This window comes from Microcoleus sp. PH2017_12_PCY_D_A (genome assembly GCF_020738565.1).
GTDB lineage: Bacteria > Cyanobacteriota > Cyanobacteriia > Cyanobacteriales > Microcoleaceae > Microcoleus.
The window spans coordinates 1-25,914 of the sequence record NZ_JAEQCI010000076.1; the positions used below are offsets into that span (position 1 = coordinate 1).

29 protein-coding genes and 1 pseudogene are annotated in these 25,914 nt (G+C 41.3%); 6 read left to right on the forward strand and 24 right to left on the reverse strand.

Annotated elements, in window-relative coordinates; all coding sequences use genetic code 11:
- Positions 1–333 precede the first annotated feature (333 nt).
- The 12 genes from JGK39_RS21620 to JGK39_RS21670 form a co-directional block, all read right to left on the reverse strand.
- Positions 334–1,098, reverse strand: coding sequence for a coenzyme F420-0:L-glutamate ligase (locus JGK39_RS21620; RefSeq protein WP_293260575.1), 765 nt, complete (start codon positions 1,096–1,098; stop codon positions 334–336).
- Between the two features lie 8 nt (positions 1,099–1,106).
- Positions 1,107–2,228, reverse strand: a complete 1,122-nt coding sequence (locus JGK39_RS21625) for a hypothetical protein (RefSeq protein ID WP_293297323.1) — start codon at positions 2,226–2,228, stop codon at positions 1,107–1,109.
- Between the two features lie 2 nt (positions 2,229–2,230).
- Positions 2,231–3,163 (reverse strand): hypothetical protein, encoded by a 933-nt coding sequence (locus tag JGK39_RS21630; RefSeq protein WP_293297326.1) that lies wholly within the window; start codon positions 3,161–3,163, stop codon positions 2,231–2,233.
- Positions 3,164–3,283: 120 nt separating this feature from the next.
- The gene (locus JGK39_RS21635; RefSeq protein WP_293297329.1) at positions 3,284–4,513 is read right to left on the reverse strand and encodes a methionine adenosyltransferase; all 1,230 of its coding nucleotides are present in this window, start codon (positions 4,511–4,513) and stop codon (positions 3,284–3,286) included.
- Between the two features lie 10 nt (positions 4,514–4,523).
- Complete coding sequence (locus JGK39_RS21640; RefSeq protein ID WP_293255884.1) at positions 4,524–5,366, reverse strand: TIM barrel protein; 843 nt, start codon at positions 5,364–5,366, stop codon at positions 4,524–4,526.
- A 7-nt stretch (positions 5,367–5,373) separates the two neighbouring features.
- Entirely contained in the window at positions 5,374–6,228 is an 855-nt protein-coding gene (locus JGK39_RS21645; RefSeq protein WP_293255881.1) for a shikimate dehydrogenase, read from the reverse strand.
- A 23-nt stretch (positions 6,229–6,251) separates the two neighbouring features.
- Positions 6,252–7,307: a Gfo/Idh/MocA family oxidoreductase gene (locus tag JGK39_RS21650; protein WP_293255878.1), complete on the reverse strand. Its 1,056-nt coding sequence runs from the start codon at positions 7,305–7,307 to the stop codon at positions 6,252–6,254.
- Positions 7,308–7,345: 38 nt separating this feature from the next.
- A complete protein-coding gene (locus tag JGK39_RS33710) occupies positions 7,346–7,498 on the reverse strand; it encodes a DUF6753 family protein (RefSeq protein WP_366048935.1) in 153 nt (50 codons plus the stop codon).
- Between the two features lie 298 nt (positions 7,499–7,796).
- Positions 7,797–8,027 (reverse strand): DUF6753 family protein, encoded by a 231-nt coding sequence (locus JGK39_RS21655; protein ID WP_293255875.1) that lies wholly within the window; start codon positions 8,025–8,027, stop codon positions 7,797–7,799.
- Entirely contained in the window at positions 8,008–8,550 is a 543-nt protein-coding gene (locus JGK39_RS21660) for a hypothetical protein (protein ID WP_293308742.1), read from the reverse strand. The genes JGK39_RS21655 and JGK39_RS21660 overlap by 20 nt, the downstream gene beginning before the upstream one ends.
- Before the next feature lie 60 nt (positions 8,551–8,610).
- Complete coding sequence (locus JGK39_RS21665) at positions 8,611–9,576, reverse strand: hypothetical protein (protein WP_293297335.1); 966 nt, start codon at positions 9,574–9,576, stop codon at positions 8,611–8,613.
- Between the two features lie 36 nt (positions 9,577–9,612).
- Complete coding sequence (locus JGK39_RS21670; RefSeq protein ID WP_293297338.1) at positions 9,613–11,325, reverse strand: hypothetical protein; 1,713 nt, start codon at positions 11,323–11,325, stop codon at positions 9,613–9,615.
- A 189-nt stretch (positions 11,326–11,514) separates the two neighbouring features.
- Between JGK39_RS21670 and JGK39_RS21675 the strand changes: the two genes are divergently transcribed.
- Positions 11,515–11,739: a hypothetical protein gene (locus JGK39_RS21675; RefSeq protein ID WP_293255866.1), complete on the forward strand. Its 225-nt coding sequence runs from the start codon at positions 11,515–11,517 to the stop codon at positions 11,737–11,739.
- A 289-nt stretch (positions 11,740–12,028) separates the two neighbouring features.
- Here the strand turns inward: JGK39_RS21675 and JGK39_RS21680 are convergent, their stop codons facing one another.
- Positions 12,029–12,616: a siphovirus Gp157 family protein gene (locus JGK39_RS21680; protein WP_293255864.1), complete on the reverse strand. Its 588-nt coding sequence runs from the start codon at positions 12,614–12,616 to the stop codon at positions 12,029–12,031.
- Positions 12,617–12,880: 264 nt separating this feature from the next.
- Between JGK39_RS21680 and JGK39_RS21685 the strand changes: the two genes are divergently transcribed.
- Both JGK39_RS21685 and JGK39_RS21690 read left to right on the forward strand, forming a co-directional pair.
- Entirely contained in the window at positions 12,881–13,993 is a 1,113-nt protein-coding gene (locus tag JGK39_RS21685) for a hypothetical protein (protein ID WP_293255861.1), read from the forward strand.
- A gap of 133 nt (positions 13,994–14,126) precedes the next feature.
- Complete coding sequence (locus JGK39_RS21690; protein WP_293255858.1) at positions 14,127–15,173, forward strand: Fic family protein; 1,047 nt, start codon at positions 14,127–14,129, stop codon at positions 15,171–15,173.
- A 139-nt stretch (positions 15,174–15,312) separates the two neighbouring features.
- Here the strand turns inward: JGK39_RS21690 and JGK39_RS21695 are convergent, their stop codons facing one another.
- From JGK39_RS21695 to JGK39_RS21715, 5 genes are all read right to left on the reverse strand, one after another.
- Positions 15,313–15,576, reverse strand: a complete 264-nt coding sequence (locus tag JGK39_RS21695) for a GIY-YIG nuclease family protein (RefSeq protein WP_293255855.1) — start codon at positions 15,574–15,576, stop codon at positions 15,313–15,315.
- Positions 15,577–15,656: 80 nt separating this feature from the next.
- Positions 15,657–15,929: a hypothetical protein gene (locus JGK39_RS21700; protein ID WP_293255852.1), complete on the reverse strand. Its 273-nt coding sequence runs from the start codon at positions 15,927–15,929 to the stop codon at positions 15,657–15,659.
- A 365-nt stretch (positions 15,930–16,294) separates the two neighbouring features.
- The gene (locus JGK39_RS21705) at positions 16,295–17,941 is read right to left on the reverse strand and encodes a relaxase/mobilization nuclease domain-containing protein (protein WP_293255849.1); all 1,647 of its coding nucleotides are present in this window, start codon (positions 17,939–17,941) and stop codon (positions 16,295–16,297) included.
- 65 nt (positions 17,942–18,006) lie between these two features.
- A complete protein-coding gene (gene mobC, locus JGK39_RS21710) occupies positions 18,007–18,408 on the reverse strand; it encodes a plasmid mobilization relaxosome protein MobC (protein WP_293255846.1) in 402 nt (133 codons plus the stop codon).
- A 205-nt stretch (positions 18,409–18,613) separates the two neighbouring features.
- Positions 18,614–18,754 (reverse strand): hypothetical protein, encoded by a 141-nt coding sequence (locus JGK39_RS21715; RefSeq protein WP_293297341.1) that lies wholly within the window; start codon positions 18,752–18,754, stop codon positions 18,614–18,616.
- A 170-nt stretch (positions 18,755–18,924) separates the two neighbouring features.
- Between JGK39_RS21715 and JGK39_RS21720 the strand changes: the two genes are divergently transcribed.
- The 3 genes from JGK39_RS21720 (at position 18,925) to JGK39_RS21730 (ending at position 20,168) form a co-directional block, all read left to right on the forward strand.
- Entirely contained in the window at positions 18,925–19,113 is a 189-nt protein-coding gene (locus tag JGK39_RS21720; RefSeq protein ID WP_293255840.1) for a hypothetical protein, read from the forward strand.
- A 598-nt stretch (positions 19,114–19,711) separates the two neighbouring features.
- Positions 19,712–19,897: a hypothetical protein gene (locus JGK39_RS21725; RefSeq protein ID WP_293255837.1), complete on the forward strand. Its 186-nt coding sequence runs from the start codon at positions 19,712–19,714 to the stop codon at positions 19,895–19,897.
- Between the two features lie 85 nt (positions 19,898–19,982).
- On the forward strand, positions 19,983–20,168 hold the full coding sequence (locus tag JGK39_RS21730; protein WP_293255834.1) for a hypothetical protein: 186 nt from the start codon (positions 19,983–19,985) through the stop codon (positions 20,166–20,168).
- Between the two features lie 242 nt (positions 20,169–20,410).
- Here the strand turns inward: JGK39_RS21730 and JGK39_RS21735 are convergent.
- From JGK39_RS21735 to JGK39_RS21755, 6 genes and pseudogenes are all read right to left on the reverse strand, one after another.
- A pseudogene (locus tag JGK39_RS21735) lies at positions 20,411–20,563 on the reverse strand (ISKra4 family transposase); the annotation flags it as partial.
- A 190-nt stretch (positions 20,564–20,753) separates the two neighbouring features.
- The gene (locus JGK39_RS21740) at positions 20,754–21,515 is read right to left on the reverse strand and encodes an alpha/beta fold hydrolase (RefSeq protein ID WP_293297344.1); all 762 of its coding nucleotides are present in this window, start codon (positions 21,513–21,515) and stop codon (positions 20,754–20,756) included.
- A 24-nt stretch (positions 21,516–21,539) separates the two neighbouring features.
- Positions 21,540–22,943: a cytochrome P450 gene (locus JGK39_RS21745; protein WP_293297346.1), complete on the reverse strand. Its 1,404-nt coding sequence runs from the start codon at positions 22,941–22,943 to the stop codon at positions 21,540–21,542.
- A gap of 63 nt (positions 22,944–23,006) precedes the next feature.
- Positions 23,007–23,153 carry a PEP-CTERM sorting domain-containing protein gene (locus tag JGK39_RS33715; RefSeq protein WP_366048936.1) on the reverse strand — a complete coding sequence of 49 codons (147 nt, stop codon included), beginning with the start codon at positions 23,151–23,153 and terminating at the stop codon, positions 23,007–23,009.
- Positions 23,150–23,578 carry a hypothetical protein gene (locus tag JGK39_RS21750; RefSeq protein ID WP_293297349.1) on the reverse strand — a complete coding sequence of 143 codons (429 nt, stop codon included), beginning with the start codon at positions 23,576–23,578 and terminating at the stop codon, positions 23,150–23,152. The genes JGK39_RS33715 and JGK39_RS21750 overlap by 4 nt, the downstream gene beginning before the upstream one ends.
- Before the next feature lie 116 nt (positions 23,579–23,694).
- Positions 23,695–25,800, reverse strand: a complete 2,106-nt coding sequence (locus JGK39_RS21755) for an alpha/beta fold hydrolase (RefSeq protein ID WP_293297352.1) — start codon at positions 25,798–25,800, stop codon at positions 23,695–23,697.
- Positions 25,801–25,914 lie beyond the last annotated feature (114 nt).

A 25,914-nucleotide genomic window follows, 5' to 3' on the forward strand; every position in this document is an offset into this window, starting at 1 on the left:
AAAAAGCCTCAAATGATTGCTATGCAATCATTTGAGGCTTTTTTGATTCTGAATTATTTTGAAATTAAATCCGATCGAATATCTGCGGAATGTGGGTTGAATGTTGAGGTTGGAAAAGGGATCTGCAATTAAAACGTAGGCGAGAGCTTCGTCGGTAGAGCTAAAGTCGATCGCAGTTGCACGACCGGGGTACACTAAAAGATCGATCGCACTATTAACCGCAATATCTCGACCTACAGAAGGTCTGCCTACCGTCCGCTTGATTAATGTATTGTGCTGTGTGCAACTTTGCTGATACCCAGCATTCCAAAAATTTGATCGAGGTGTATTAAATTACCTTGGCGCATGGTGAAGAATGCTCTTTACAGATGCAGTTGGATCGAATTGAAAGGACAAACCCCTCACGCATACTACTGGTATACCTCTGCCCCTCTGTCCCATAATGACTGATGCTCCTGCTGCCAACATATCACATAACGTTTCGTCGGCGTACTTTACCTTACCATTAGCCTGAACAGTGCTAGTAATCCGCAGTGGCGAAATTCCGTAAATTCCAAGTGCTACGGCACCAGCACCTGCTCGGTCAGCCCGACCGTGGCTATCAGAGATAACAATAGCAACACGTACACCAATCCGTTCCAGAATACCCACGGAAATCTTTTTTGCTGACTTATCAGGATCTCTAGGTAAGAGAATGACAAGTTCATCATTCAGTCTATCAACGCCTGCTGAAGAAAGCTCAAAGCCTTGCTTATGAACTGCCACTAAAGCTTTCCCATTAGTTCGATAGCTCTGAGACTCATCAATTACAATCTGGCATACTTTTTCAGGTTTACCTGTAATACGAGCAAGTTCAATTGCTTCACCTGAAGGAAGAATATCGTCTGTGGAACGATACATATTCTCTGCCTTTGAGACAATCTTAGAAGCAACTACTAATATGTCTTGGTCTCTCAAACCGCCATACTTCTCAGAAGCATTGACAATGATTTCAGAGAGATTAGTCCCCGGTTCAATTTCTGAAATTTCTGAAATTCCAAAGAGTTGATAACTATCAACTAATTCCATGGCCTTGTGTTCGCTGTTTGTTTCTAACATTTGAGAGCCTATTCAAATAACAAGTTAGCTTTGATTATACTTGCCAACCTTTCCTTCTGCTCAACAATAAATTTGGATGTATTGTCAGGGGTAGTACTGGCAACCCAATCAATATGATTGATGACTCTTGAAAGATAAAATGGCAAAATTGCATTGACCATAGTAATAATATTATCAAATTGAAGATCGTCGCTCATCAAAAGCTTTAAAACTTCTGAAGATAGTTGATTTAACCAAATATCTTCATTAACCTTACTGCTAGTAAAACAAGAATCATTAACAAAATTTGCAACGAATTTACTAATAAAAGATTGAAGTTGTTCAATTGCTTTGTCATCTGGACGTAATGAATAATCAATATCTAAGTTTTGATGTAAATCAAGTTGACAATAATTTTCTGACTTAATATTCGTTAATATATCTGATCTAAACTTATATATTCTGTAGAAAGTTGATAAGCAAACTTGAGAAAACATATCTGTAATTTTTGAAAAACTTGGATTGTGAATCTTGCGATCTAAAAGAACTTGAGAAATTTTACTTGATGTTGCCAAGGCTGTCCATGTCATCATGGTGTCAACCCCGTAGCCATAATCAGACTCGATATCAAAACTATTCAATATCTTTCTTGCCAGTGGTTCACTAAAAGCAAAATCCCCCGCGATCGGCTGTTGAATGTCAACGCCCCAACAGGCATATAATAATGGTGACGAAAAATGATTCGTCGTGTTTCCCTCATATCTATTTCGTTTATAAATTGGAGTAACAAAATCATCTGAGAAAAAAAGAAGCCGATCTAGATAAGCTTTAATCCAGTATGGTTCAATTGAAGATATATCTGAATCAATAGTTAAAAAATATTTGAAGTTGTTACTAATACCATAGTTAATTCCTGTTTTGATATTAAATCCCTTCCCAATTTTTTTCTTGGTAAGCACTAAGCTTTTTTTAGATGTTATTGTGTCACTAGACTCGAAAATACTTGCTGTATTATCAAGATTTGAACTGTCAACATTAAGTATGAGAGAGTTAACATTTGGGTAGTAACTCGACAGTCCAATATCTATGATTTTAGTTATGTTTTTGATATTTCGTGCTTCGTTTCTTGAAGGCAGAATTACAATTATCATATTTAGAGTAGATGACGGTGCTTTGCGTATGTTTCCATAATGAGAGTGGCGCTCTCTTGCGGTGATTTTGCAGTAACGTAAAAAAATGGACTTTTCAGCAATGATGACACCATTTTATTTCTTATAGTTTGCATATTTAGAGAATCAAATGATGGAAAATATCCAGAAACCCTCCCATTTCCGTCCAAGGAAAGAGGAGTTGTCTGACCTCTTATATATCTTGCAAAATTTTCATGAAGACGCAATGCTTCTATTTGCTTAGAAAATGATTTAGTCACAGAGTTAGCGGTTGCCAATGTATGTACATTGACTCTGACAACTAAGCCAATATACTTTTTATCTGTGCAGACTGATATGTTAAATTGACTTGGGTTAAACACCATTTTACTTTCATAATCAAGTAGTTCTGAAGGTAACACTGAAAAGTTTACTTTATCAGGAGCTATGTCTGGGAAAAAACTATGCGCTACACGTCTTCTCATCGTAAAACTGGTGGTACCACCATGTAGATATAGCTTGCCTTCTTCATCACTGCCTAGTATCACAAGATCATTACCTACCAATTCTGCACTGTGATAGTGACACAAGGCATAAGCAGTTATCGTTTTGCCACTACCCTTATCTCCTAAAATCAAGATGATGTCATCGGAAGCCGCAATCGAAACAGCCGCTGCATGTATAGTGCATTGAGATTTAGATGTTTGGCGGGAGCTTTCCGATAACGTGTATAGTATATGCCGTAAATGCTTAACAAAGGAATCCTTACACGGATGTCCCTTTAGCCAAAAGGTTTGGTCATCTATTCGAACCAGACTTGGTTCTTGAGCATCTGTGATTAAGATTATTTGTGAGTGGTCTTGGTTCGTGACAGATGCTAACTCCTCCTCATAAAAGGCGGCAATACCTTGTAGATCGGTAGTATTCTCTAAATTCATGATATCGGAGTTACGGAGACAGAAAGATGCAGAAGTATAGACACGGGCAAGGATACCGCCTTGCCTGACTGTTAGCTGATATTTATACTTCTCACTAGCATGAAAGATGTGCATTTTTATCTATCTCACTTTTAACATAAGATTTCCGGTTTTAGGTATTAAAATTTCTTCATTAACTATCCTCTGCGTCCAATCATTCCTAGCGAAAATTTCTTTAATAATGTCCTCAACTTCGTTCTTGTTAGGTGTGCCACCTGTTCGCACCACAACTTGGTTTGGACTCAATAAATCATCGCCATTTTTTGCAACTAGAAGAACTTCAACAGTCTGTTTAGTCATTCTATTAACTGATTGAGAAATTTCATCTGCTACCACGCCGAGTACCTTGCCAACGTGGTAGACAGGGTTTTTACCATAAGCTGCTTCCATTGAAAAAACTCTAAACATAGGGATTATTCCAGTCCTGTTATTACCTCGGCCGACTAGCCCTTCTTCGCCATAATCGAGGGCTGATCCACCAACTAAGGCATAGAGATACCTCGGCTCTGTTATGGATAGATCGCGTTTTTGGTTTAACTCAACATTAAAACTATATTCCGCAGGTAAATTATTGCTAATGAATTGAAATAGCTGATTGTAGACGCTATCTATGATTTCCCAATAATCTCTAACATTTCTACAGTACTTCAGTATTACTGGGAGACATACTCGAATATCTATAAAATGTTTATGTCTGACAGCCATAACTTTTATATCCTGACCACATTCCTTATATATTGGTTTTTGTTCAGCATCGTAGAAAAAGCCTTCTATTTGAAGTACTAGCTTTTCAGTCAGGGTTAATGGTGAACTAGAAGCAACAGCAGAAGTATCATTTGCAAAGAGTCTTTTATATTCTGGCAGATCTAAAAGTGATTCTGGATTAAACCAGTTCGGGTTCTTAGAGTAAGTAGTATGTTCATGAATAAATTTCACATATCTATCCAAATCTAAATTTGGCAATGCCTTGCTCAAAAACTTTCTCGCAGCGTAAATACAGATATCATTGACAGGTATTTTTTCACCCGCAAAACCGCTGCTTATACGACCGTTTAGGAAAACTCTTATAGGCTGAATGATCTCGGTCGAACTCCATTCTACTCGTGCAAGTCCGCCTAAGACGCAAACCTTATCAACATTGTGGTGAAGGACTACACCGTACTTATCAAGGCAGTATTTTGAGTATTCCACAGATATTGTTTCCGCGATACCGTCAGCAATGGTATCCGGATGACCAATACCTTTTCTTTCAACAACTTCGATATCTTGATCTACAAGAAAAATACAGCCTGTGTCAATTTGAATGTTCATACTTAAAGCCTTAAGCAAATGCCTCTTCTACTCTTCTATAAAAGCTGATAGATTTTTCTGTCGCAACAATTTTATTTTCTGCAACATGAGTTTCTATACTAAATGAAATTTTGCGATCGGACTTCTCGAAGAAAAAATATAGAAACTCTTCCCAAGGAATATCTCCATCTCCCAAAGGAACATATTGAATCTCGCCATCTCTAAACATGATATCCTTTAAATGCACGTGCTGAACTCTAGGCAAAAGCTCCTCCAAATTACTCAAGTTAAATTTTTCTCCAATTTGATAGAAATTGGCAATATCAAGCCATAAATCTAAATTTTGAAAATTTGATAGTAATGTGTATATATCCTTCAATGTGGAAACATTGCATACAGGTTCATTCTCAACTAAGACGCTTACACCTCTCTCCTTACCCTGGTTTAAACAATATTCAAAAGTATCGTCCTCTAAAATCTTTTCAATGCAAGGATTACCATTACTCAAACCAGTAAAGACTCTAATTTTTGGAGATTTTAATACCTCTGCATTATTAATAACTCTATCGATCGATTCTATTTTATCACTTTGTGATAAAATGCAAGGAAAGTTAAAACTGTCATATACTTGAATTGTATCTGGCTTCTGCATATACCATTTAAATAAAGGGGAAGCTAAAGCAGATACATGAAAGCCATATTTTGCGATTTGCTGTTTTAGAAGTTGTAAGTCACTTGCCTGAAAGTTTGCAATGTTCTTTTCATCAATAGTCCTTAACTCAAGGTGCTTGATGTTGTTTCTCTTCAGAAAAGGGACTATTTCGGGAATATTTTTGCCAACTTCATCAACATTGACAGAAAGTATATGTTTCATAAACCCATTACCTCATGAGAGAATCTTTAGCTTCTTGAACAATTGATCTAGAAACATCAAAATCCGTCCAAATTTTGAATGCTTCCACCCCCTGATAAATCATCATGTCCAGCCCATCAGCAATAAGATATCCCTCATCAAGAGCTTGTTTCAAAAAGACTGTGTGTAAAGGACTATAAACTACATCAAAGAAAACTCGCTGGATTTTGTTTGCCCGCAAGCTCTTAATGTCAAAAGGTAATATAGTCGCAGATATATTTGGTGTCATTCCCACAGGTGTTGCATTACAAACTAAATTTGCGTCGAGCATTTTGGAGTTCACTTTAGAACTATTCAGTGGCAAAACGTCAACTTTATCGGAAAACCGCCTTAAAAAATCCATAGTTCTCATGCTTTGAGGAGAACGATAAAAAACGGTAATCTTACTTGTATACTTTAAGAGGCCACCAACTACTGCCTTCGCTGCTCCACCGGTACCAAAAACTACTGCTTTATCGTCAAAGCCAACTACTCTTCCAAGAGCTTTCTCAATGGATTTCAAAGTGCCAATGTAGTCAGTGTTGCACCCATACAGCTTATTATCTTTGACTTTGACGGTATTCACTGCACCTATCTCTTTAGAAAATTCATCAGTCTCATCTAGTAATTCCATTATTTCTAGCTTGTAAGGAATCGTGACATTGAAACCAGAAAAACCTATTTTCTTGATTGAACTGATTATTTCTCTCAGTGAAGACTCTTCAGGCTTAACATCGATTTTTATGTGTGCATATTCTAATAAGCTTGAACTTGCATATATCTGAAATAATCGTGAAGATAGGCTCTGTTTAGTAGGGTAACCAACTAATGCTGTATAAATCATAATTTGTCTCCACTTAATCTCACTTATAGAGTAGATTTATTGAATCTCTTGCCTGAGTAAGCTCTTTCAGTCATATGTGATAATCTTTCCGTTAGCTTTAGTCCCTGACTTAGCGTTGATTTAGCTGAAATATTTGTATCTTCAAGAAATCTTTTTAGGTGCTTTTTTAATGGGTTATCTTCTTGCCATAATTCATATTTCCTCCCATTGTCTGCACTCTGCCAGCTAAAACAGTATTCTTGAGATGGTTCAAACTGAACTTCCCTACTTTCACTAAAAATCAGACGCAAGTTTGTACTATTCTCTAAGAGGATATTTACCTGGCGCGATCTCTGGTTAGCTTTCAATACTCCTTTTCTAAAACCTTGAAAAAAAGTTGAGCCATCAGTTGATGTTCTCAGTAATGTCTTCAAGCCAGATGCCAATTTTCCATATTCCACAACCCAGGAAATCTGACTATAATTGCCTTGAAAGTAATTGAATTCTCCTTGCATATTAATAAATTCATCAGCATCCGTAGTAGATATAAGTTGAGTGGCAATATAAAGCATATGAAAACCTTCATATCCCCACAACATAAAATCTTGATCTATATATCTTCCCTGAGATACATCGTTGGATCGATTCTTGCAAAAATCAATCACTATTTTCTTAGGAACAAAATGATTTTTGTTTAAAAAACTTTTCGCAAGCTCTAAATTTATACAATCAGCATAATGATTATTTATCCAAATGTTTTCCAATCTTAAGTTATGGCTTACTTGCAAAAGTTTACTTATTTGCTCTCTCTTGCAAGCTGGTTTTTCTATCATTACTCTGGAGTCAGGAAATTTACTTATTATCTTATTAAGCACATCCAGATGAGTTGCGGTAGGAGTACATATAAACCACGCTTTTATATATTGATCGTTGATTAAAAGTAAATCATCAATGTTGCTATATACATTTCCCGTTTTGTTATTAACATTTAACACAGGATCGACCAATATACTTGCAAAACCAAGTTGAGATAAAACTTCAGCTATTTTTCTCCCCATATGACCATAGCCAACAACAACACACTTTCCCTGACAATCCATAGATGTTTGGACTGGATACTATAGTTAAAACTTGAATCTTAATCCCGAAAGCTACGCTTTTCTACAGGTTCCACCCATATAGTACAGAACCCCGAAGTAGCTGGCCTTCCCGCCACCTCCAGTGTCACCCCCAGACGCTTAACATCCTTTTTACACTCTAAATCAGTAAGGCTATCCGAATTCCACTTCATCAAATTATGAGCAAACTTCCCCAATGGCGTTAGTTGCCAACCGGAAAGCCTCGACCTGCTCCTGAGTCAAATGAATTGCTTCTCTCAGCGCAAACTCTTCTAGAAACCAAATCAAATTTATCCTATCAAATCACGATCACCCAACTTTGTCAACAGAATACCCGTCGCAACCACCAAAGAACGCGCAGATGTCGCCACCCTTGTCAATTCCGTCTGACGCACCAGAAAATTGACAGCCTCAGCAATCTGCCCCTCTTTCTTCTCAACCGCCACCCGTTCATAAGTCGCTAAAGTCTTATTAATCCGCCCCCACCCACTGATCGCACGCTAACTCAAAATCCTCCGGTTTCGGACTCTCTTGAATCACCACCTCCAACCGTCCAGTAGCCCAAAAAATCATAAAAATCGGGTCAGTTGGCTCAATTTTCCCATTAAAAGCCAACTCCAAAACTTTGCGCCAATACTCCTTAGATTGACCCTCTAAAGCAATATCCTGCAAAAATTTAGTATCAACAGCACCATAACTCACGGCAACATCCCCGTAGTTTCAAACGCCTCGTAAGCTTACAAATTTGGTTATATGCTTCAGAAATCGCATCTTTGAGCAATTGTGAGAGGTGGACGGGGCTTGCAGCAATGTCTTCAGGTTGAGACGGCGATCGCTCTTGACAAGGAGTTGGCGATACGGATAGCGATCGCCCTTGACAAGGGGTTGGCGCGACTTCTGCAAGTTCCTCAACTGATTCAATTAGTCGCACAGAGCTAGGGTTGATGTTTAAGATCAGAGCACTACCTTTAGGCGAGGGTTCAATAGTGGCCTCAAAGGTAGTGCCGATCGGCAATTTAGGCGAATTAGCCGAGAACATGGCTAGCTCTTGTCCGTCAAGGAGGACAATAGGGCTACCGTCGCGCCTCGAACAGCTACCGCTAACAGAGCCAACCTCAAAAGTCAATGTTTTCTGCCTCCATTTGGGACTGCTAAAGTCAACATCTTTCAAGTCATTGTACTTCTGTCCAATCAGTTCAGCTCTGTCAAACTGAAAGGTTTGCAATTGCTGGCAAATTTCATCCGTAAACAAATTGAGAACCAGTGCTGCTTTAGGTGTTTGATTTTAAGACTCAAGCCAAGTATAATCAGCAGGAGCTACAATGCGTGAACTGACATCTTTAGTGCGGTCAAGACCATCACGGTAGGTTAAGTCTAAACTGTCGATGTCGTTGACATTTTCGCCAAACTTCCTCTCAAGAATTCCCACCAGTCTTTCGCTCGGTTCAATTAAGGCAAAATTGACCATTGGCAGGCTTGAATGCAAAGTTGCTTCATATTTAATACCTTTGCTGTCTAACAATTCTTTCCAATGTCCAGCTAAGTCTTTGCCAACTGGCTGTCGCTTCTTATCCCTGACAGTTTTACCGTTATTGTCCCGTTCAAATTCCTCGAAAGGGATGCTCAGAACGTAGGTGTCTTTTGGCATTGCTTCGTGCAGTCGCTCGTACTCAGATTCAAGGTTGAATTCAATCAGCAGTTGGCGAGAAAGTTCCTTACAAGCTTTGCGAGGGACTTCTAAGTTGGGATTTGCGGTTTCGACGTGCCACATAGCACTAGCAGCTAAAAACCGTTCTTCAGGGTCAGTCCAAGCTTCGGTTACATCGGCTCTTAAGCTCTCGTATAACTTGCTGACGGCTTCTTTAATTGCCTTAGAATCGCCGCCGCACTCCAAGTGAATTTCACCCATCCTTTCTCGATAGCGTTCCTTAATATCTTGCGCCCACCTGACATAATGTTTCTCCCATTTTTCTCGCTCATCTAAGTCAGAAGGAGACTCAAACAGGTAGCGAAATTCGTCGCGGTGGCGACTTTTTAAACGAGTCGGTTCCCACTCTGGATTAACAGCTTCCCTAGCAATACAATTGATAGCAGTGCCGTCTCCTATAGGTAATGGCACGGTTTTGTAAAGCCTGGGGTCGTCTTTGTAGTCAAATAGGTAGCTTGGGTGCTGTTCTGACCACTGCTTAGCCTTGGACAGCAGGGTGGGGTGGTGGTCTTCGGTACGAGTAGCACTTTTGGGACTGTCCACCTCAATTTGCAGGGCATCAAACAGCTTTCCAAGAAGCTACCGCTTCTGTTGATTGAATAAACTTTCTGGCTGTCCCGGTTCTGCTGCTGACGATTGCACTCTCCCGATTAAGGTAGCAACCCAGCCGATTTTGTTTTGGGCGATCGCTACGGCAATTTGCCGCAATTTGGTATACTTGCGATCGCCCTCACTATCGGTAGCTTTATTGTAGTCAACTTTCTCTCGCTTCTCAACAGCATCGTACTCATTCTCTTGATTAGCGTGCCTGGTTTCAGAGGCGATATTCGGCATTCGGGAAGCAGGCGTAATCACTAATTGATCGCCATCAAAATCGCATTGGTGATGCTGCATGGCTTGGTCAGAGCGAATGAAAACGCACCCTTTGTACTGCGTTAATTCAGGCTGGCTTTTGTTGTCTACTGTGTAGCGGCGGATGTTATCTTTACTGACAATCGGGTAGCGGGTAACGATGACTTCTGTGCCGTTTTTCAAGTGGGGCGCGACTATTGTCCCCGGCCGTAAATCTTCGCAAGGTTGAGCCATTGCTGAACCGTGATGAATTGCGCCTTTAATTGCTAAATCTTTCCACTTTTTAGCCAGTTGTTCTTGCATGAAATCGACGACTTTGGGAAAGTCGAGGAGTTGACCGAGTTTGTCGTTCCTCAAAATTGATATTAGCCGGGATTCGTTGCGCTGGGCTTTTTCATCTGCTTCGTCTTCTAATCCGCTGCTGTCTTCGTGAAGGCTAGATTGAAAAGCAGCTTTTTTGTCGTACTGTTCCACTAAGTATTTGGCAAGTTGCAGTCGGTTGTTTTGCAAGTCAGCTAGCTTTTGGGCTTCAGCTTTAGTTGGTGTGGCTATGTCAGCCCCAATAGCTGCTTCGGAATACCAAATCGAAAATTGCCAGGAATTTTCGTATTCAGTTACTTTGGCGTTGCCTCGATTTCCCACTATAGCTTTGGGAAATTCGTAGTCGCCACAGGGGATAAGTTCAGCTAATTGCTCTTTAGTAACTCCTTTGATAGAGGAGCGATCCATGATGATATCATAACCTAAGTCTGAGGTTAAATTAGCATCAGGCAGTAGCGTTCCTTTGGCAAGAAAGCTAATTTCTGGAGTGCGGCAATCTTCTTGCTCCCATTCCTGCATCCAGGCAAATCTGAATTGAAAAGGTCGGTTGTAATTCCCTCCCAATTGTTGGGCTAGTGCAGGTGAAATTTTACCGTGACAGTCTCCGGTTTGCCACTTATCAGCTTGAGCTTTTTCACGATAGTCGTCGCTTTGAGAATCAACAATTTTAACTCGCAGGGTTTCGCCGTCTTGGGAGCTATCTAACAATTTAGCTCCTTGGTTACAACTACTAACTAGCAGTGAACCGTAGCGACAGGCGTGGTCGGGTTGAGTTTTGAATATGCTTAACAGTTTGCTTGAGAGTTCTTTGTCGGCAAAGTACACATTTTTGCCTGAACTGAAAGCAACTCTTCTGGTAATACCATCTCCGAAATCGATGTTTTTGAGAGGGTCGAAGCTGTTATCATTTTGGTCGGGTTTAACGATGCTTAGGGATGCTAATTCTTCAGGTTCAAAAAGCAGTTCAAGCAGCGAGTTTCGCAGCACTTCTGATTCAGCTTGGTACCGCCCCTTTGTTCTACCGTCAGTCAAGGACATATCAAAGACTGGGATTTTTAGTCCTTCCCCAGCTACCCATTCTGTGGAGCGATATTCTGGGGTAAGTTTTCTTCTGCTCATTGATTAGCTCCTGAATCCTAGTTTTTACATTTTTAGGACTTACGCACAGTAATAGTCCAGATTTTGACAAGGTTGTTCCTTCAAATCTTCCTGCTACTGAGTGATAGTCACCCCCTCCAATTGGAGGGGTTTAGAAGAGAAAAGTAGCGTGTTACAATGAGATTTACAATCCCAATGTGGAGAAAAAAAGTGAAAGTAGTTCGCACAACTACGGCTATGGAAAGCCAGCGAGATTATTTCTCTGATAGCGATAGCGATGCACTTGCCCGCGTTGCTTTTGGAGAAGGTGAAAACAGTCAGCAGTTGGGAGGTTTAAGCCTCGATGCTGGCGGTGTTATTAAAGGTAGGGCGTCAAAGTTGTTCGACGTTACTGAAGAACAAGTTGAAAATCCTCAATACTGGATTGATTTGTAATAGAGCTATCAATTTTCAGTATAATGAGGTACGACGCTTCGGGTTTTCCTGAGTTTTGAATGCGTGAATGTGTGAGTTGTGGTGAGTTAAAGAAAACTCTTAAAACTCAAAACTCAAAACTTAAAACTCAGAACTCCCAAGTTCGATAATAGGTAATCGGTAATAGTTAATTTCAGGATGGGTAATTTTCGATCGTGTTAGCTACTAGCTATTATGGACGATTCATGCTCCATTACGCATTACCAATTACCAATTACCAATTACCGCCGGATTTCGTATGAAAAGATGGCTAACGCCGTTTTTTAGGCTGCGTTTTATCCGAGGAACGACTCTCAAACGTCTGGTTGGTTGGAAGAGTGTGCAAATTGTTACCGGGAAGCAAGCTGTAGACCACTTTGCGTTTGCGGAAAACTCTAGTGCCGTCTACAGGTATGCCTTGTTTCCAAGCATTTACGATCGCCTTTTTGTCAGCAGAAATTACGGTTTTAGTTTCGACTCTACGATAAGGTGCTGGCAGTTGAGATGGATCGATCGAAACTTCACAGGTAGGCGGATTTTCCTTAACAGCAATGCGGCGGTGTTTGCCGATAATTTCTGAAGTTAACACGTCGCAATTGTTGAAATAGATAACGGTTTTATCCAACCTTTCTCTCCACCCCTGGAGTTTGTTGATAGCTTTTGAATGCAGTTCTATCAAATACTGCATTCGGGCGGTAATTCCTGCAATTTCGGCATCAATTTGGTCGGCTAAGTCGGCATGAGCATCAACAGCAAGTTCCTGGGTTTCTTGGGTTTGCCACAAAGATTGCAGCAGTCGATCGATTTCGTCTAAATTTTCTGCTGACTCTAGTTGATGCCAAAATTGAACTTTGAGCAAGCGTCGCTGTGGCTAAATTCATGCTTTAATATCCTCCGTTGATGCAGGTATGATAGTAATCTTGGCGTGCTTCGATTTGATCAATTGCAGCGATTGTTTCCGCGTCGGATTTAAGAGCAACTTGTTTGTTGTTTTGTCTCTTGTTAACAGGTCGATCGTGAGTTAGCTTTTGGAAATTATAATCGGTTACTTTTTGCATATGACTCAAAAAAACTTTATTAAAGATAGCGCGATCGCGCTCTCAAATAATGAGTGTTTAAAAAGATGAATTATCCGATAATTTTTTACCCAAAACTGGTAAGGCAGTTCTGCGATCGATATCCTTTACCAGAAGCAACTTCTAGTTGTACCACCTCATCTCTACTTCAAGAAACCCAACAATTCAGGCAACCTGTTGCTTTGCTGACTCCGCCTCAACCACCTGTAATGTTATCTGTCAAGTTGCTGTGGTTAATTTGGGTGTTTTGGCTTTATGGTGCGATCGCACTTGGGCTGTTAGCTATTTCTTGGGGTTGGCTGTGGTGGGAAATGCTGTTGGTAGTAGCTGCTTATTCATGTTTAATCGCGGCTGCTTATAGTTATGTGTTTGGTTGCCGTCAAAAACTGCTATCCAGGTATAAGCAGCAAGTTCTGGAGTACCATCAACAAGAGATGTTATCCCAACAAGAGATATTATCCCAACAAAAAAGATTATTTCAACAAGAGACGTTATCCAACAAACAGCAGAAACTTTCTACTTTTAAACTAGGAAAAGAAGGGTTCTATACAGTTTTTAAAAGTGTAAAAATTGACTTACATCACAGAAATAGATCGCTCAAGGATTTGATGTCACTTCGGGTTAGTTCGACAGGCATATCTCAAGCTCGGCAAGGAGTGAGCGAAGAGCGCTTTTTGCAATACTTACAGCAATATTTCGAGGAAGTTGTCCAAGCAGCAGAGTTTAAAATTCCGTCATCTCAGAGGAGCTATTCAGCAGATTTTACTGTAATTCACACTCCATCTGGACTCGGAATTGATGTCGAGATTGATGAACCTTATGCTGGCAAATCTAAGAAGCCGACTCACTGCTGCGATGCTGACAGCGATATGCGCCGCAATCAATTATTCTTAGAGTGGAATTGGATTGTGGTTAGGTTTACTGAAAAGCAGGTGGTTCAGGCTCCTTTGAGCTGTTGCAAATTTGTGGCTCTTGCAATTGCTGAAGTAACGGGCGATCGCTCTTATTTAAGGCAACTGGAAACTGAACCCGATTTGCTGAGCGTCAAACCTTGGACAACAACAGAGGCAAGGGCTATGGCTAAAAGCAACTATCGCCTTACTTATTTATCTGGATTTGGCGTCGGTTCTGCTTGCGATCGGCTTTCATCACAACCGTAACCGTTAATCATTATGGTAATAACTGTAATTTTTGATTTTCAGCTAAAATCCAGAGTGAATGACAGATTTTTTCGGATTGTACCAAGGCAATTTTAGATGTTAACGGATTCATTAAAAGGGATAAAAAATAGATATGCTGTCATTTGAAGAGGGGTTCATTGAAAGTCAACAACTCAACCAAAGACTTTTGCAAACGATTCGCTTAGTTGGAGAATACAAGGGAAAGCAGGAGTTATTCAAGCAACAAGCCCCACAAGTTTTAGGCACTTTGCGCCAAGCTGCGGTTATTCAGAGTACCGAATCTTCTAACCGCATTGAAGGCATTACTGTGCCGCTAGAACGGATTAAGAAATTAGTAACAGAAAAAACAACGCCGCGCGATCGTTCAGAACAAGAAATTGCGGGTTATCGGGACGTGCTAACTACAATTCACACCAGTTATAACCACATTCCTTTTAGTACAGGTGTCATTTTACAACTGCACCGCGACCTTTACCAATTTGCTGTTAATACAGGCGGGCGCTGGAAAACAGTGGATAATGAAATTAGCGCTACTTATCCTGACGGGACTAAAGTGGTGAGGTTTCAACCTACTCCCGCTTATGCTACTCCTGTGGCAATGGAACGCCTGCAAGAACGGTTTAATCGCCTCTGGGAATCGGGCGAGATAGAACCTTTATTGCTGATTCCAACTTACATTTTGGATTTCTTGTGCATTCATCCCTTTTTAGATGGAAACGGGCGGATGGCAAGGTTGCTGACTTTGTTGCTGCTATACAAAGCCGGTTATGAGGTGGGGCGATTTATTAGTTTGGAACGGATTGTGGAGAGAACTAAGGAAAGCTATTACGATACCCTTTACCAATCTTCCCAAGGATGGCATGAAGGGCAGCATAACTTATTACCTTGGTGGGAGTATTTCTTGGGAGTCATGCTGCTATCAGCTTATCGGGAGTTTGAGCAGCGGGTAGGGTATGTTACTTCTGCAAAAGGAACTAAAACGGCGATCGTATTGGATGCAATTAACAATTTGCCTCAAGAATTCTCGATTAGGGAATTGCAGGAACGGTGTCCGACAGTGGGAATTGATTTGATTCGCCGTCTATTGCGCCGGGAAAGGGATGCTGGGCGTTTGCAATGTCGGGGACGAGGAGTTGAGGCGCGTTGGCGAAAGCAATAAATATCTCCCAAAAAGACAGTTTAGAACAAGCCAGACAGCTTGTTCCACAATCATTATAGGAGATATTTAATAGATACACAAATTACGCACAAACAACTTGTTGATATTGCATTTACTACAAAAAAGCTGGTTTTTACTTTCAGTTTTTGCAAATAGGGCAAAAACGTTTGTGATTTTTTTGCCTTTTGATTCTCCTCTCAAAACTTTTGTCTGCAACCCAGCATTCTGCCAAGACAAAGTTTATTCTGCGTTCTCGGGCGGCGGCGCAAAATTTAGCACCTCTGCCTTTTTTATGTTTCCAAAGCCTTTCGTCCAAATCTTTTGTCCAGCCGACGTAGTGTTGTGCCGGATGAGTTGAACATATCGGCTTTTCAAAGTGCAGGAGATACACGTATCCTGCCATGAAAGTTTGCCATTTTTGAATGTGGTGAAAGATGTTTGCGGCTGCCGGAGAAACAAACTTGTCTCTCCGGCATAATTGAATTACCAGTCGATTTTTAGCTCGCAGTTTTTGTTGCTGTCGTTGCTGCTACCATTGCTGCTACCATTGCTACTACCATTGTTGGTGTCGTTGTTGCTACGGTTACTGCTTTCGATAGGGAATTGGAAGTTTAAGGCCAGCAGCTCTTGCTCGATAATTGACTTTCTGTCTAGGACTTTTTTGTCTCTTAAAAGTCGTAGAGCGTGGATTATTTTGTCGAGCGTTTGATAGCTTGTTTGTTGAAAATTTAAGACCAGTGTTGTTTGCCTTTCCATAATGTACAGTTGGTTTTCTGTTTAGTGGACGCAGGTTAAATTATTGAAGTAGTAGGTGTTGGTTTGCGATACTTCCATTTTTTATCTCCGATACTTTATTTTTTGGCGCGACAGCGCTCATTTTATTTGTACTAATTTTTAGGATAAAACGTATAAATAATTTATTATTAGCAAGGTCGCCTTACAAAAAGAAATGAGCAACCGTCGTCTCAATTGACTTAGCAGATTAAGAAAAAATAGTTGATAAATCTATTCACAAATTTGTAATACTTAGTGGTAGCAATATCAGTAATTTAGGTCCTAAGCTGGAAATTTGTTAAGTAGCGTTTTTATTAAACACTACTCACTTTTTTAGGGAACCATAACTAATCCAGTTCAATGTCTTGGATGCGCTGTTTATACTGTTGGTTATTTTGTTTGTGAGTTTGCTGTTCTAGCTCAATTAATTGTATCCAGATATCATTCCAACTTGACTGTGGATTGATAACTTCTGCATTCGGTAGCAGCTCGCTTGCATTTCGAGCGAGGTGAGAATCTTCTGCGAGCGCTATAATAACGCTATCGAGTTCTTGTAAGAATTGTATAGGCAGTTGTGAAGCTCGTTCAATTCCTAGGTAAAGTGTCGCTGGTGCTGTTGTAGAGTTATCCTGTTCAATAAGCAAAATTGAAAGGGCTTTAATTGGGTTACAGGCAATCACAGCTCGCTCGATTTCTCCAGTAGTAGCTACCCAGAAAGCAGCTTCAGATGACAGGGGATGGGTTGTAGTAAAGTTGCCCAATTCATCTAGAACAAAAGCGAACCTGGCTTCCCCCTCAAGCGTCCGTGCCGTAAACACAGCCTTTTCTGAGCCGGCATACAGCCAAGAATGAGAGTGCAATAAATTAAGCAATTCTAAAGGTAAACTGTACTCGACTGCTAGATGCGATCGCACTCTGGCCCACTGAGTTTCATTCTTTTCAGGCAGGATTGATAGTTGTAACTCTAACTCATTTGCTGTTGCAGAAGTTGCAGGTGCGATTGCTGCTAGCTCAGATTGTGGCAACTCTAACTCATTTGCTGTTGCAGGAGTTGCAGGTGTGGTTGTTTCTAGCTCAGATTGTGACAACTCTAACTCATTGGCTGTTGCAGATAGGGTTGCTGCTAACTCGGATTGTGACGACTCTAACTCATTTTCCTCTGCCTCATTAGGGGCGATAGCTAAGTGTTGTGGCTGCATTAAAGCCTCAATTAGGGCGTTATCTCGCCCTTTGTCATAGCTAACGCCTCGATGCTTCTGCAATCCAGAAAAAGTGTAGGCTTTGCCCAATTGAGTGCCACTTAAAGCGACTCCATCTAAATTGTAAGAAATGCCTTGAGTGAAGCCATTTTGAGTCAATCCGACTTGCACCTCTACGGCTTGTTGCTGCAACCGCTCAACGAATTCTGGCATACTTGGGTTGTCTTGGGTAACTTCATCAATTAGGTCTTGCAATTGCACCCTGATGCTCTTGTTTCCCTTGCTTTTTAATTGCCTGTGTTCTCCTGTAGTCTGAGCTCGCTTGTCTGTTTCCCAACTGGGTGTAACAGTTTCCAGGCTGTAGTTCCGTTCTAGCTGGCGAATAGTTTCTTGGCTTTTGTAATAGTCCCAGCTATCGTCAACAACACCTCCATCTAGGCAAATGCGACTGGCGACGATGTGGATGTGGTCGTGTTCTGTATCGCTGTGCTTGACAACTGCGTACTGGTTGTTGTCAAATTCCATCGCTTTCATGTAGTTGGCTGCGATCGTCAGCCAGCGTTGGTCATTTTCTTCAGAATCTTCTAGTTTTTCAGTGCTATCGACAGATAAAGTGGCGTGAAAAACTGCTACTTTCAGGTTAGGTCTTAGTTGTCGGGCGATGCCAAATTCAGCAGCCAGTTCTTCAGGAGTTTGTCCGCACATAGTACCGCCAATTAGAGTGGCGTCTTTTTTGCCCAGCACGTAGTTCAGGCAGCCCCGAAAGCCTGTACCTTTGATTTGTTTGCCAATCATAACCGAAAAGCCGTCAGTTGCACAGTATCGATTGCTCAGGCGGTAAAGCCGAGGCTTGTTAATAATTAGCGTACTGTAGATTTAGCGAGGTTTGCAACTATTGTTTTAATTGCACCCCCGTTTTCTCGAATCAGTTGCTGTACGCTTTCTAAGAGTCCTGTATTGACAACAACGGGTTCTCCCAATGCCACAGCACTATTGCAAGCTTTAGCCATCTGATTGAGGTTGTTTCCGGCAATTCTCAATTGGGCATCAATCTTGCATAACACTTGATAGGCTTTTAAGTCAAATGCAGCTAGAGGGCGTGGCATTGCTCTCCTCAAAGCTGCACGGCGCATGAAGTCGCTCATGCTCAAATTTACTTGCTCTGCTCTTGCTTTAATTTGATTGTAGTCTGAGTCAGTTAGGCGAATGTGAATATGGTTGGATAGCAGCTCTCTGGGTTTGACTTCCGGTAAAGTTTTCATAGTTTTTAATCAGTAAAAACCTTTTCCCAAGATACAAGTTAACAACTGTAATTAAAAAGCGCTATTCAGGTGATTTTATCCCCCCCCAATTGGAGAGGGCTATTAGAGGGTTTATCAAAGTGAGACTGACCCCTACCCAACTTTAATTTAATTTAATTTGTTTGTATAAATTATAGCGAGTGAGGCGATCGCACTGGAAGGACGATTAAACGTCTGACGGCGATAGCTGGCTAACAAGAGAGCGAGCAATGCGAGCGATCGCTACCCAAGTGCGATGGGAAAGTTCCGGCAATTGATGCCTGTGCTGCCACAAAAGCCGCCACAACAGCAGGAGCAATGTGAGCAATCGGCACAGTCGAATATCGGGTAAAAATTAAGCGCCTTGACATCTAGGATGCCCCCATTCATAAGGGTGTATTATTTTTTCTCTGCATAGATTAGTCAGAGTTTGCGATCGCAAAACCATTGCTTGCTACCGATTGAGAACAGCCATAACCAGTCCCAACAGGCAAAAGAATGAACAGCACAAAAAAGCAGCAAGTTGACCGAAAAAGTCAGGCTTTTGCTGGACATTTTAGGATAAAAACAGGTATGATGCAGTCCCTGCAAATGCCTGCATTCTCACGCTCTTTTGTACAGCAAACACCTGATTTTGTACAGCAAATGCCTGACTTTAGCGCTCCACAACAATTAGCGATTTTTTAGCGTTTTTAACAAAACTTAAATTGATTTAATAGTCAAGTTGCGACACGGTAAGTTGAATTAAGAATCAAGTTGAGCAAGTGTGAGGAAATTGGCAGGTAACTAAAATTTATGAAGCGATTTTGTAGCGTAGTACCCACTATGCCAGCAATAAAGTTGAGGCTGGACTATCTGGTTTTTGCGCTCCGTTGAGGCTGTTCGCGAGTGTAAGGCTTACCTCGATCGAGTGTCCGCTGCCGTCTCTTGCTAGCACTCAACTAGGGGTACAGCCGAGATACGTGCAAAATAGGACGTGATATTAAGAAACGTAACAAATAAGTCCCTACGTAGCTTTCGAGGAAGCTTGCAAGCACAAAAGCATCCTAAATTAGCTGACTGTTCAACCAAGTTTGAGAAGGCAGAGTATTAGTCATACTCTGCCTTCGTGCAGATCCAAAAAGCGGAAATCTTTTACTGCTAAACATTTCAGGCTTTGCTACTTCAAGTCATTTTGTCTTGTATTTACAAAACTTTAGGTCTTGTCCTATTTTGCGCGTATCTCGGCTATACCCCAATCCGAAGCACCGACAGCATCTACACCGGGCGAGGGGAGGGACGAGAGATGAGAGCGCTCAGGAGCCATCAATTTCAGTGGGTTGTTACCGTAACTCGCAAGTACCATCCGCCTCAAAAGATAACCGTTTTTGGGCGATCGTCCGCCGAAGCAGTTCAAAGTGCCGTATCTTCTGCCCGAGAAGTTTGGGGTATTTGGGATGCCAAATCGTTCGGTGTCCCGGAAAGGAAATAGTTTTTTTTAATTTTCTCGTGGTCGCTAATCAGTTGATAAAAAGTTAGTAACCAAACAGCGACTTCATAACAACAGTTTAACGGCCATGAAACGGCTATCAACCATAATTCCCGACAGCGTTGTCTGGATAAACAACGATGGGCTGGCCGATGTTATGAATACTTATCGAGCATTAGGAGATTGCACGACTGCTTTTGAGCTTTTCAAATTAATGGTTGAAGATTCGGATCAGATAGATTGTCCTGTGCCGATTCCAGACAACCATCCATGATATCCCAATCCATCGCATCATCGGGAAATAGCGATAATACCATTTTTTTAAAGTTATGACAGACTTTTGCAAACAAGGGAAAGCAGATAATTACAACGTCTTGTCGTCCTTTATCTCTATCGGATATGAAAGAAAAATGGTATGATTCAATGACCAGACGCTTGCCCATAATTTTACGATCGCGCGATCGATATAACTACACTCATTATACAAGTCCGGTGCTACCGGACTTGATATAACTTCGACCAGTGCATTCCCGCTTGTTTTAGTCTTTGAGTTACGACTCGGCGATTGGAACTCTCTACAACTCCCGAACCAATCATTAAACCTTGTTCTAGATAGGATTTATAGTCAATTCTTGTTGAGTTATTCGTCAAGTAACGCTCTAAAGCTGTTCCCAATCGGCGAGGGATGACAGAGTTTCTTCGATTTGTACGGTGAGTTGCTCTAAGGTCTTCATGGGGGGAGTCTCGCGCTCAGTTTTGTCTATGTTAGCGGAATTAAGCCGCTAACTCAATCCCTCCCCACGCATTTTTTCGTTCACCCACTCCTCACACGCCGTATACGTTGTTCTTTCTCTCATTTCTAACGAAGAGTTAAAAACCGGAGTTTTTGGGAAAGCGTCTGAAGTAGATGTAATCGTGCCGTATTGATAAAAAAATGATCTCCCGGAAACATTTGTAAGGAAAACTCACGACTTCCGTGTTGGGACCAAGCTTCAAGCTGAGTCCGATTGGCTTCTGAATCTCCTTCTCCTCCAAAGACCGTTAAAGGAATTTCTAAAGGAGGTTTGGGTTTGTATTCATAGGTTTCATCAATTTTTAAATCCGCCCGTAAGATAGGTACGAGTAATTCTATCATTTCAGGATTTCGCATAATTTCTTTTGGGGTTCCATTGAGACGTTCGATTTCTTGAATAAAATTCTCTTTAGGGAGAGCGTGCATCGGGGAAAGATCGGGAAGATGAGGGGCTTGGCGACCAGAGACCAACAAGCAGTGCGGTAAACGATGATAATGTTCGCGGCAATAACAAGCAAATTCAAAACTCACTAAAGCTCCAAAACTATGACCGAATAGAGCATAAGGTTTATCTAAATAAGGATGTAATCCTTCTCCCAATGCCTCTATTAAGAAAGAAAGTTCCTCAAATAGAGGTTCTCTCATGCGAGAACCTCGTCCTGGAAGCTCGATCGGACAAACTTCTATAGTTTTCGGAAGTTCTCTATGCCAGTCGCGAAAGATTGCCGCACTTCCTCCTGCATAGGGAAAGCAAAATAGTCGCAGTTGGGCATATGGGTTGGGGGTAAAATATTTAATCCAAGTATTGTGAGAAATTGAAGCAACCATCAGAAATTTACCTAGAGAAAGAAGTTAAACAGCGACAGAAATATTTTGAGTTTTGGGTTGCAGGGCGACCATTTGCAAACTTCTGTGGGGGAGAACTTCAAAAGCTCCTACTTGTTCGGTTTTGACAGAACTATTGTCAATTAATGTCATTTTCCAACGACATAATAGCGTAGCAATAACCAGTTTAATTTGAGCCTCAGCTAAAGCAAATCCACTGCAAAGAGCGTGACCGCCACCAAAAGGAAAATATTCATATTTTGAATAGTTTCGATCGAGAAATCGCTCGGGTTTGAATTGTTTGGGTTGGGGATATAAATCTTCCCGCATATGGGTTAAGTAAATACAAGGGATCAACTGCGTCCCCGGTTCAAATTCATAGCCCATAATTTCCATCGGTAACTTGAGAATGCGTCCGTTGGGATTGACCACAACCGGACATATTCGTCGCACCTCTTTACAAACAGCTGTCAGATAGGGCGATCGATAAATCGCGACCGGATCCGGATCGCTTCCCAACGCATCGATTTCAGCTTGAAGTTGTTGATAAACTCCGGGTTCGCGATGAATCCAGTATAATGTCCAAGTCATGGCAGAAGAGGTCGTCTCATAACCATTAAAGAGGGCGATTATAGAAAACATCAGTAATTCTTCATCCGTCAAGGCTTTGTCATTCTCATCGCGATAAGCCATAAAACGACTTAACGCATCAACGCCAGAGACATCGCCTCGTATTCTGCGTTCGTTAATTTCTTCTAAAATGATTTCGTGGGTTCGATCTCTAGCTTGTCGTAACTTAGCCCAAGGACTGTATTTTCCCCAATCTTTCTTCAAAAAGCCAAAAAGGACGGAGCTAAGATAAAAGGGCGATTTAAACGGTTCCATTAAAGGAATTAAGTTTGCCTTGAGTTGTTCGTAACGCTCTCCTTCAGTTAGTCCAAACAAGACCCGAGACATAAACTCAATCGTAATGGTTTTCATGCAGGACTGCACGTAAAAAGGTTGTCCGGGTTGCCAGCGAGCAATAACATCATCGGTAACGTCACAAATGAGTTGCCCGTAACGCTGCATACAGTTTCCCATAGAAGCACTTTTTAACAAGCCTCCCGTGAAAACCGTTCTTAATAATTGGCGACTGCGTTTGAGGTTGGCTGCACTCGTGTCCTTAAACGCTATTTCTCCGAGTAAAAATTCAAAGAAGTTCCGAACTTCGATATTGGGTTTTTCTTCGTAATAGCGGACATTATCGGCGGTGAAAATTGCTTCAATTGCCTCGGGATGGCTGAAGAAAATAGTCGGTTCCTTAGCACTGCCTATCCGAAAGCAATCTCCGTACTGACTGGCGCGGCGATCGAGATATCCATAGGCATCATTGCCCATTTTCATGAGTTCAAATAATTTGGGAGTCTTGGGACCTTGAGGGAGCTTCATAGTTGGATTCCAAATGACGGTAAGCAGGAATGAAATATTTGAGAAGGGTTGCGAGTTTAGTTGCTAAGAGCCAATGCTTGTTGAAGAATTTTTTGACTTTTTAAGTCGTTGCTTTAAGCCAAAACCCGTTAACCCAAATGCTAATAATCCCAAGATCGCACTCGGTTCTGGGACAGAACGCTGGCTGGTGACGGTAACGTTAGGATCTATAAGTCTCCCGTGTTGTAGAGGTACGCGATCACCTCTTCATCATCGAGAAGATTGGCTCGGAGAAAAACAGAACTCCAGCGAGCGATCGTTTCAATTGCAATATTAACATTGTTGGGAACGACAACGACAAATCCATAACTGGCAACGGTACTAGCATACTGCGAATAGTGTATTTTATCTACATAAGAACCTTGTAAAAGTAAGGCAATAGGAAGCGAATCGGGATTTGTTTCGTTACTCAGATCGGGAAAGTAGATATCAGCCAAGTCGCCACTACTCAAGATCGTTGTTTCATAGCTATTGATATTGCTATAAAGAGGAGCAAAACCCGAAGCTCGCACGATAGAATTGATGCCCCAAATCAGATGGATCGAGCTACTGAGAAACCCGATAGAAATTAGAGATTGTAACGATTTTAGATTCATTATTTTGCTTCTCAAAAAGAAGGGATAGAGTTCATATTTTGGACTTGCTCTCAATCATAAATTCGACATTTTTTCTTGTTAAAGAAAGTTTTAAATTTGTGATTTTTAGCATTTTATTATGGGGATTGCGATAGGCAATCCTCAATCTGTCGAGTTAGAACTCGAACGTGGGGAAGATTCATCATTGAAAAATGATTTCCCGGTAGTTCTCGTATGTCTAATTCTCCTGAAATATATTTATCCCAGCCAAATCGATCGGAATTTGGCATTTTTTCAGGTTGCTCTCGGGCTGTAAAAAGTGTTACATTTCCCGAATATTCTTGCAATTTGTAAAGAAGCATGGCTTGGGTATTTGTTTGACTCAAATTCGCAAGGATTGCTTGCTGTTCGAGAGAAATATCTTCTAGATTGAGATCGGCATTAGGGTGCGCTTGACTCAGTAATTTGAGTTGCCGATCGCGCTCGTCTGCCATAATATCAATTAAACCGAGAAACTCAACTTTAAGGTTGTTTTGGTGCAGTTGTCGTGCCATCTCGAAACCGACAATTCCTCCCATCGACCACCCGCATAAATAATAAGGGTCTTTGGGTTGAATGGTTTGTATGGCTTTAATGTAAGCTGTTGCCATTTCTTCAATGGTTGCAAGCGGGGTAGCTTCACCAGCAAACCCTCGCGATTGTAAGGCATATACAGGACGTTCTGGATCGAAGTATCGAGCCATTTCGATAAAAGAACTTCCGCTTCCCGTTGAAGAATGAATGCAAAACAAGGGATTTTTAAAGCCACTTGGTTTTATAGCAAGAGGAGGACTGAAATCGACATCTTGAGTGTCTGACAATGACTTCTCTAGAAAAGAGGAAAGTTCGGCAATAGTTGGATACTGAAAAATATATTGGGGTTTGAGTTCTAGGTTGCATTCATCAGCACGAGTAACCACTTGGATATTGAGTAAAGAATCGCCACCAATTTCAAAAAAGTTATCGTGGATTCCAATGGTTTCAACTTGTAAAACTTCCGACCAGACTCGAGCGAGTCGTTTCTCAGTGTGAGTTTGCGGTTCGACATATTTTTGCGAGGTTCGATCGCTTTCTATCTCTGGTTTTGGTAATTGTTTGCGATCGAGTTTCCCATTACTGGTGAGCGGAATGGCATCCAAGCAAGTATAGGATGAAGGAAGCATATAAGCGGGGAGTCTTTGACTTAAATAATTCCGCAGAGTATGAAGATTAAAAGGTGTTATAAACGGCGAATTGCGAGCAAGAAAAACATCAAAACCGATGCGATCGCGAATTGAATGGGGAGGATTAAAGAAAAAGCTTTCGCTAATTTTTTTTTGCATGAGTAAAGTTTGCCATTGCTCTTTGGATAAGACGGGATGTACCGATCGCAGTTCAAAATCTTCAAAGCGTTCAAATCCTTGTTGTAGCCCCATGTTTAGATCGAACCAAGGATGAAACTGAGTCTTTTCAATCGCCAATAGTAAACCATTGGGAGCGAGAAGCGATCGCGTCCAATCTAATGTTTCTTTGAGGTTGCGAGTATTATGTAGAACGGTTGCCGCAACGACAAGATCGAACTCATGTAAATTATAGCCCTGTTGTTGAGGAGATTTTTCAATATCGAGAAGATCGTAACGAACAAAAGGATATTCCCCGAACCTTTCCCTTGCTTTTTGTAAAAAGAAATGGGAAATATCGGTAAAATAATAGGTCGTGCGATCGCGCGGCAATAACGGCAGTAAATGTGTGGCAGTCATTCCATATCCCGCACCAATTTCAAGAATGCGAAGGGGTCGATTGCGATCGAACGATTCAACAAAAGATTTGACAATTCCGGCGGCGATCGCATTACAATCGGCAAAGATTTCTCCATAAATACCGAGCGTTGTATCGGAAGTATAGAGTTCTGCTGAATGAATCTTTTCAACGAGAATGTCGGCTAAAGCTCCATCGGGTTCTTTGGGGACGAGATCGAGCCAAGTTCCGGAGATGGGGCGATCGCTAAGAGTTAGCGAAAAGAGAGATTTTGCTCGTTCCAATAAGGGACTAATATTGGTAAAGCACTCTCCCTCTTGCTTCAATAGTCCGGCTTTTACTAATTCCTGAAGAGCGCGAGAAAGCCATTTCTGATAGCGAGGAATAATTCGGTGTCGATCGAGAATTTCTTCGATCGCGTAAGTTTCTCCCGGCGATCGATAAATGCCAAGGTTATCAAAAGCCAAACAAACCGAAAGAATATAAGCTGTTTCGCATTAAAACTGGTATAATAATAAATCACAAGTCACAGAAAAGCCCGAAGTATGCCAGCCAAAAATCATCTAAATGCAGAGCAAGTC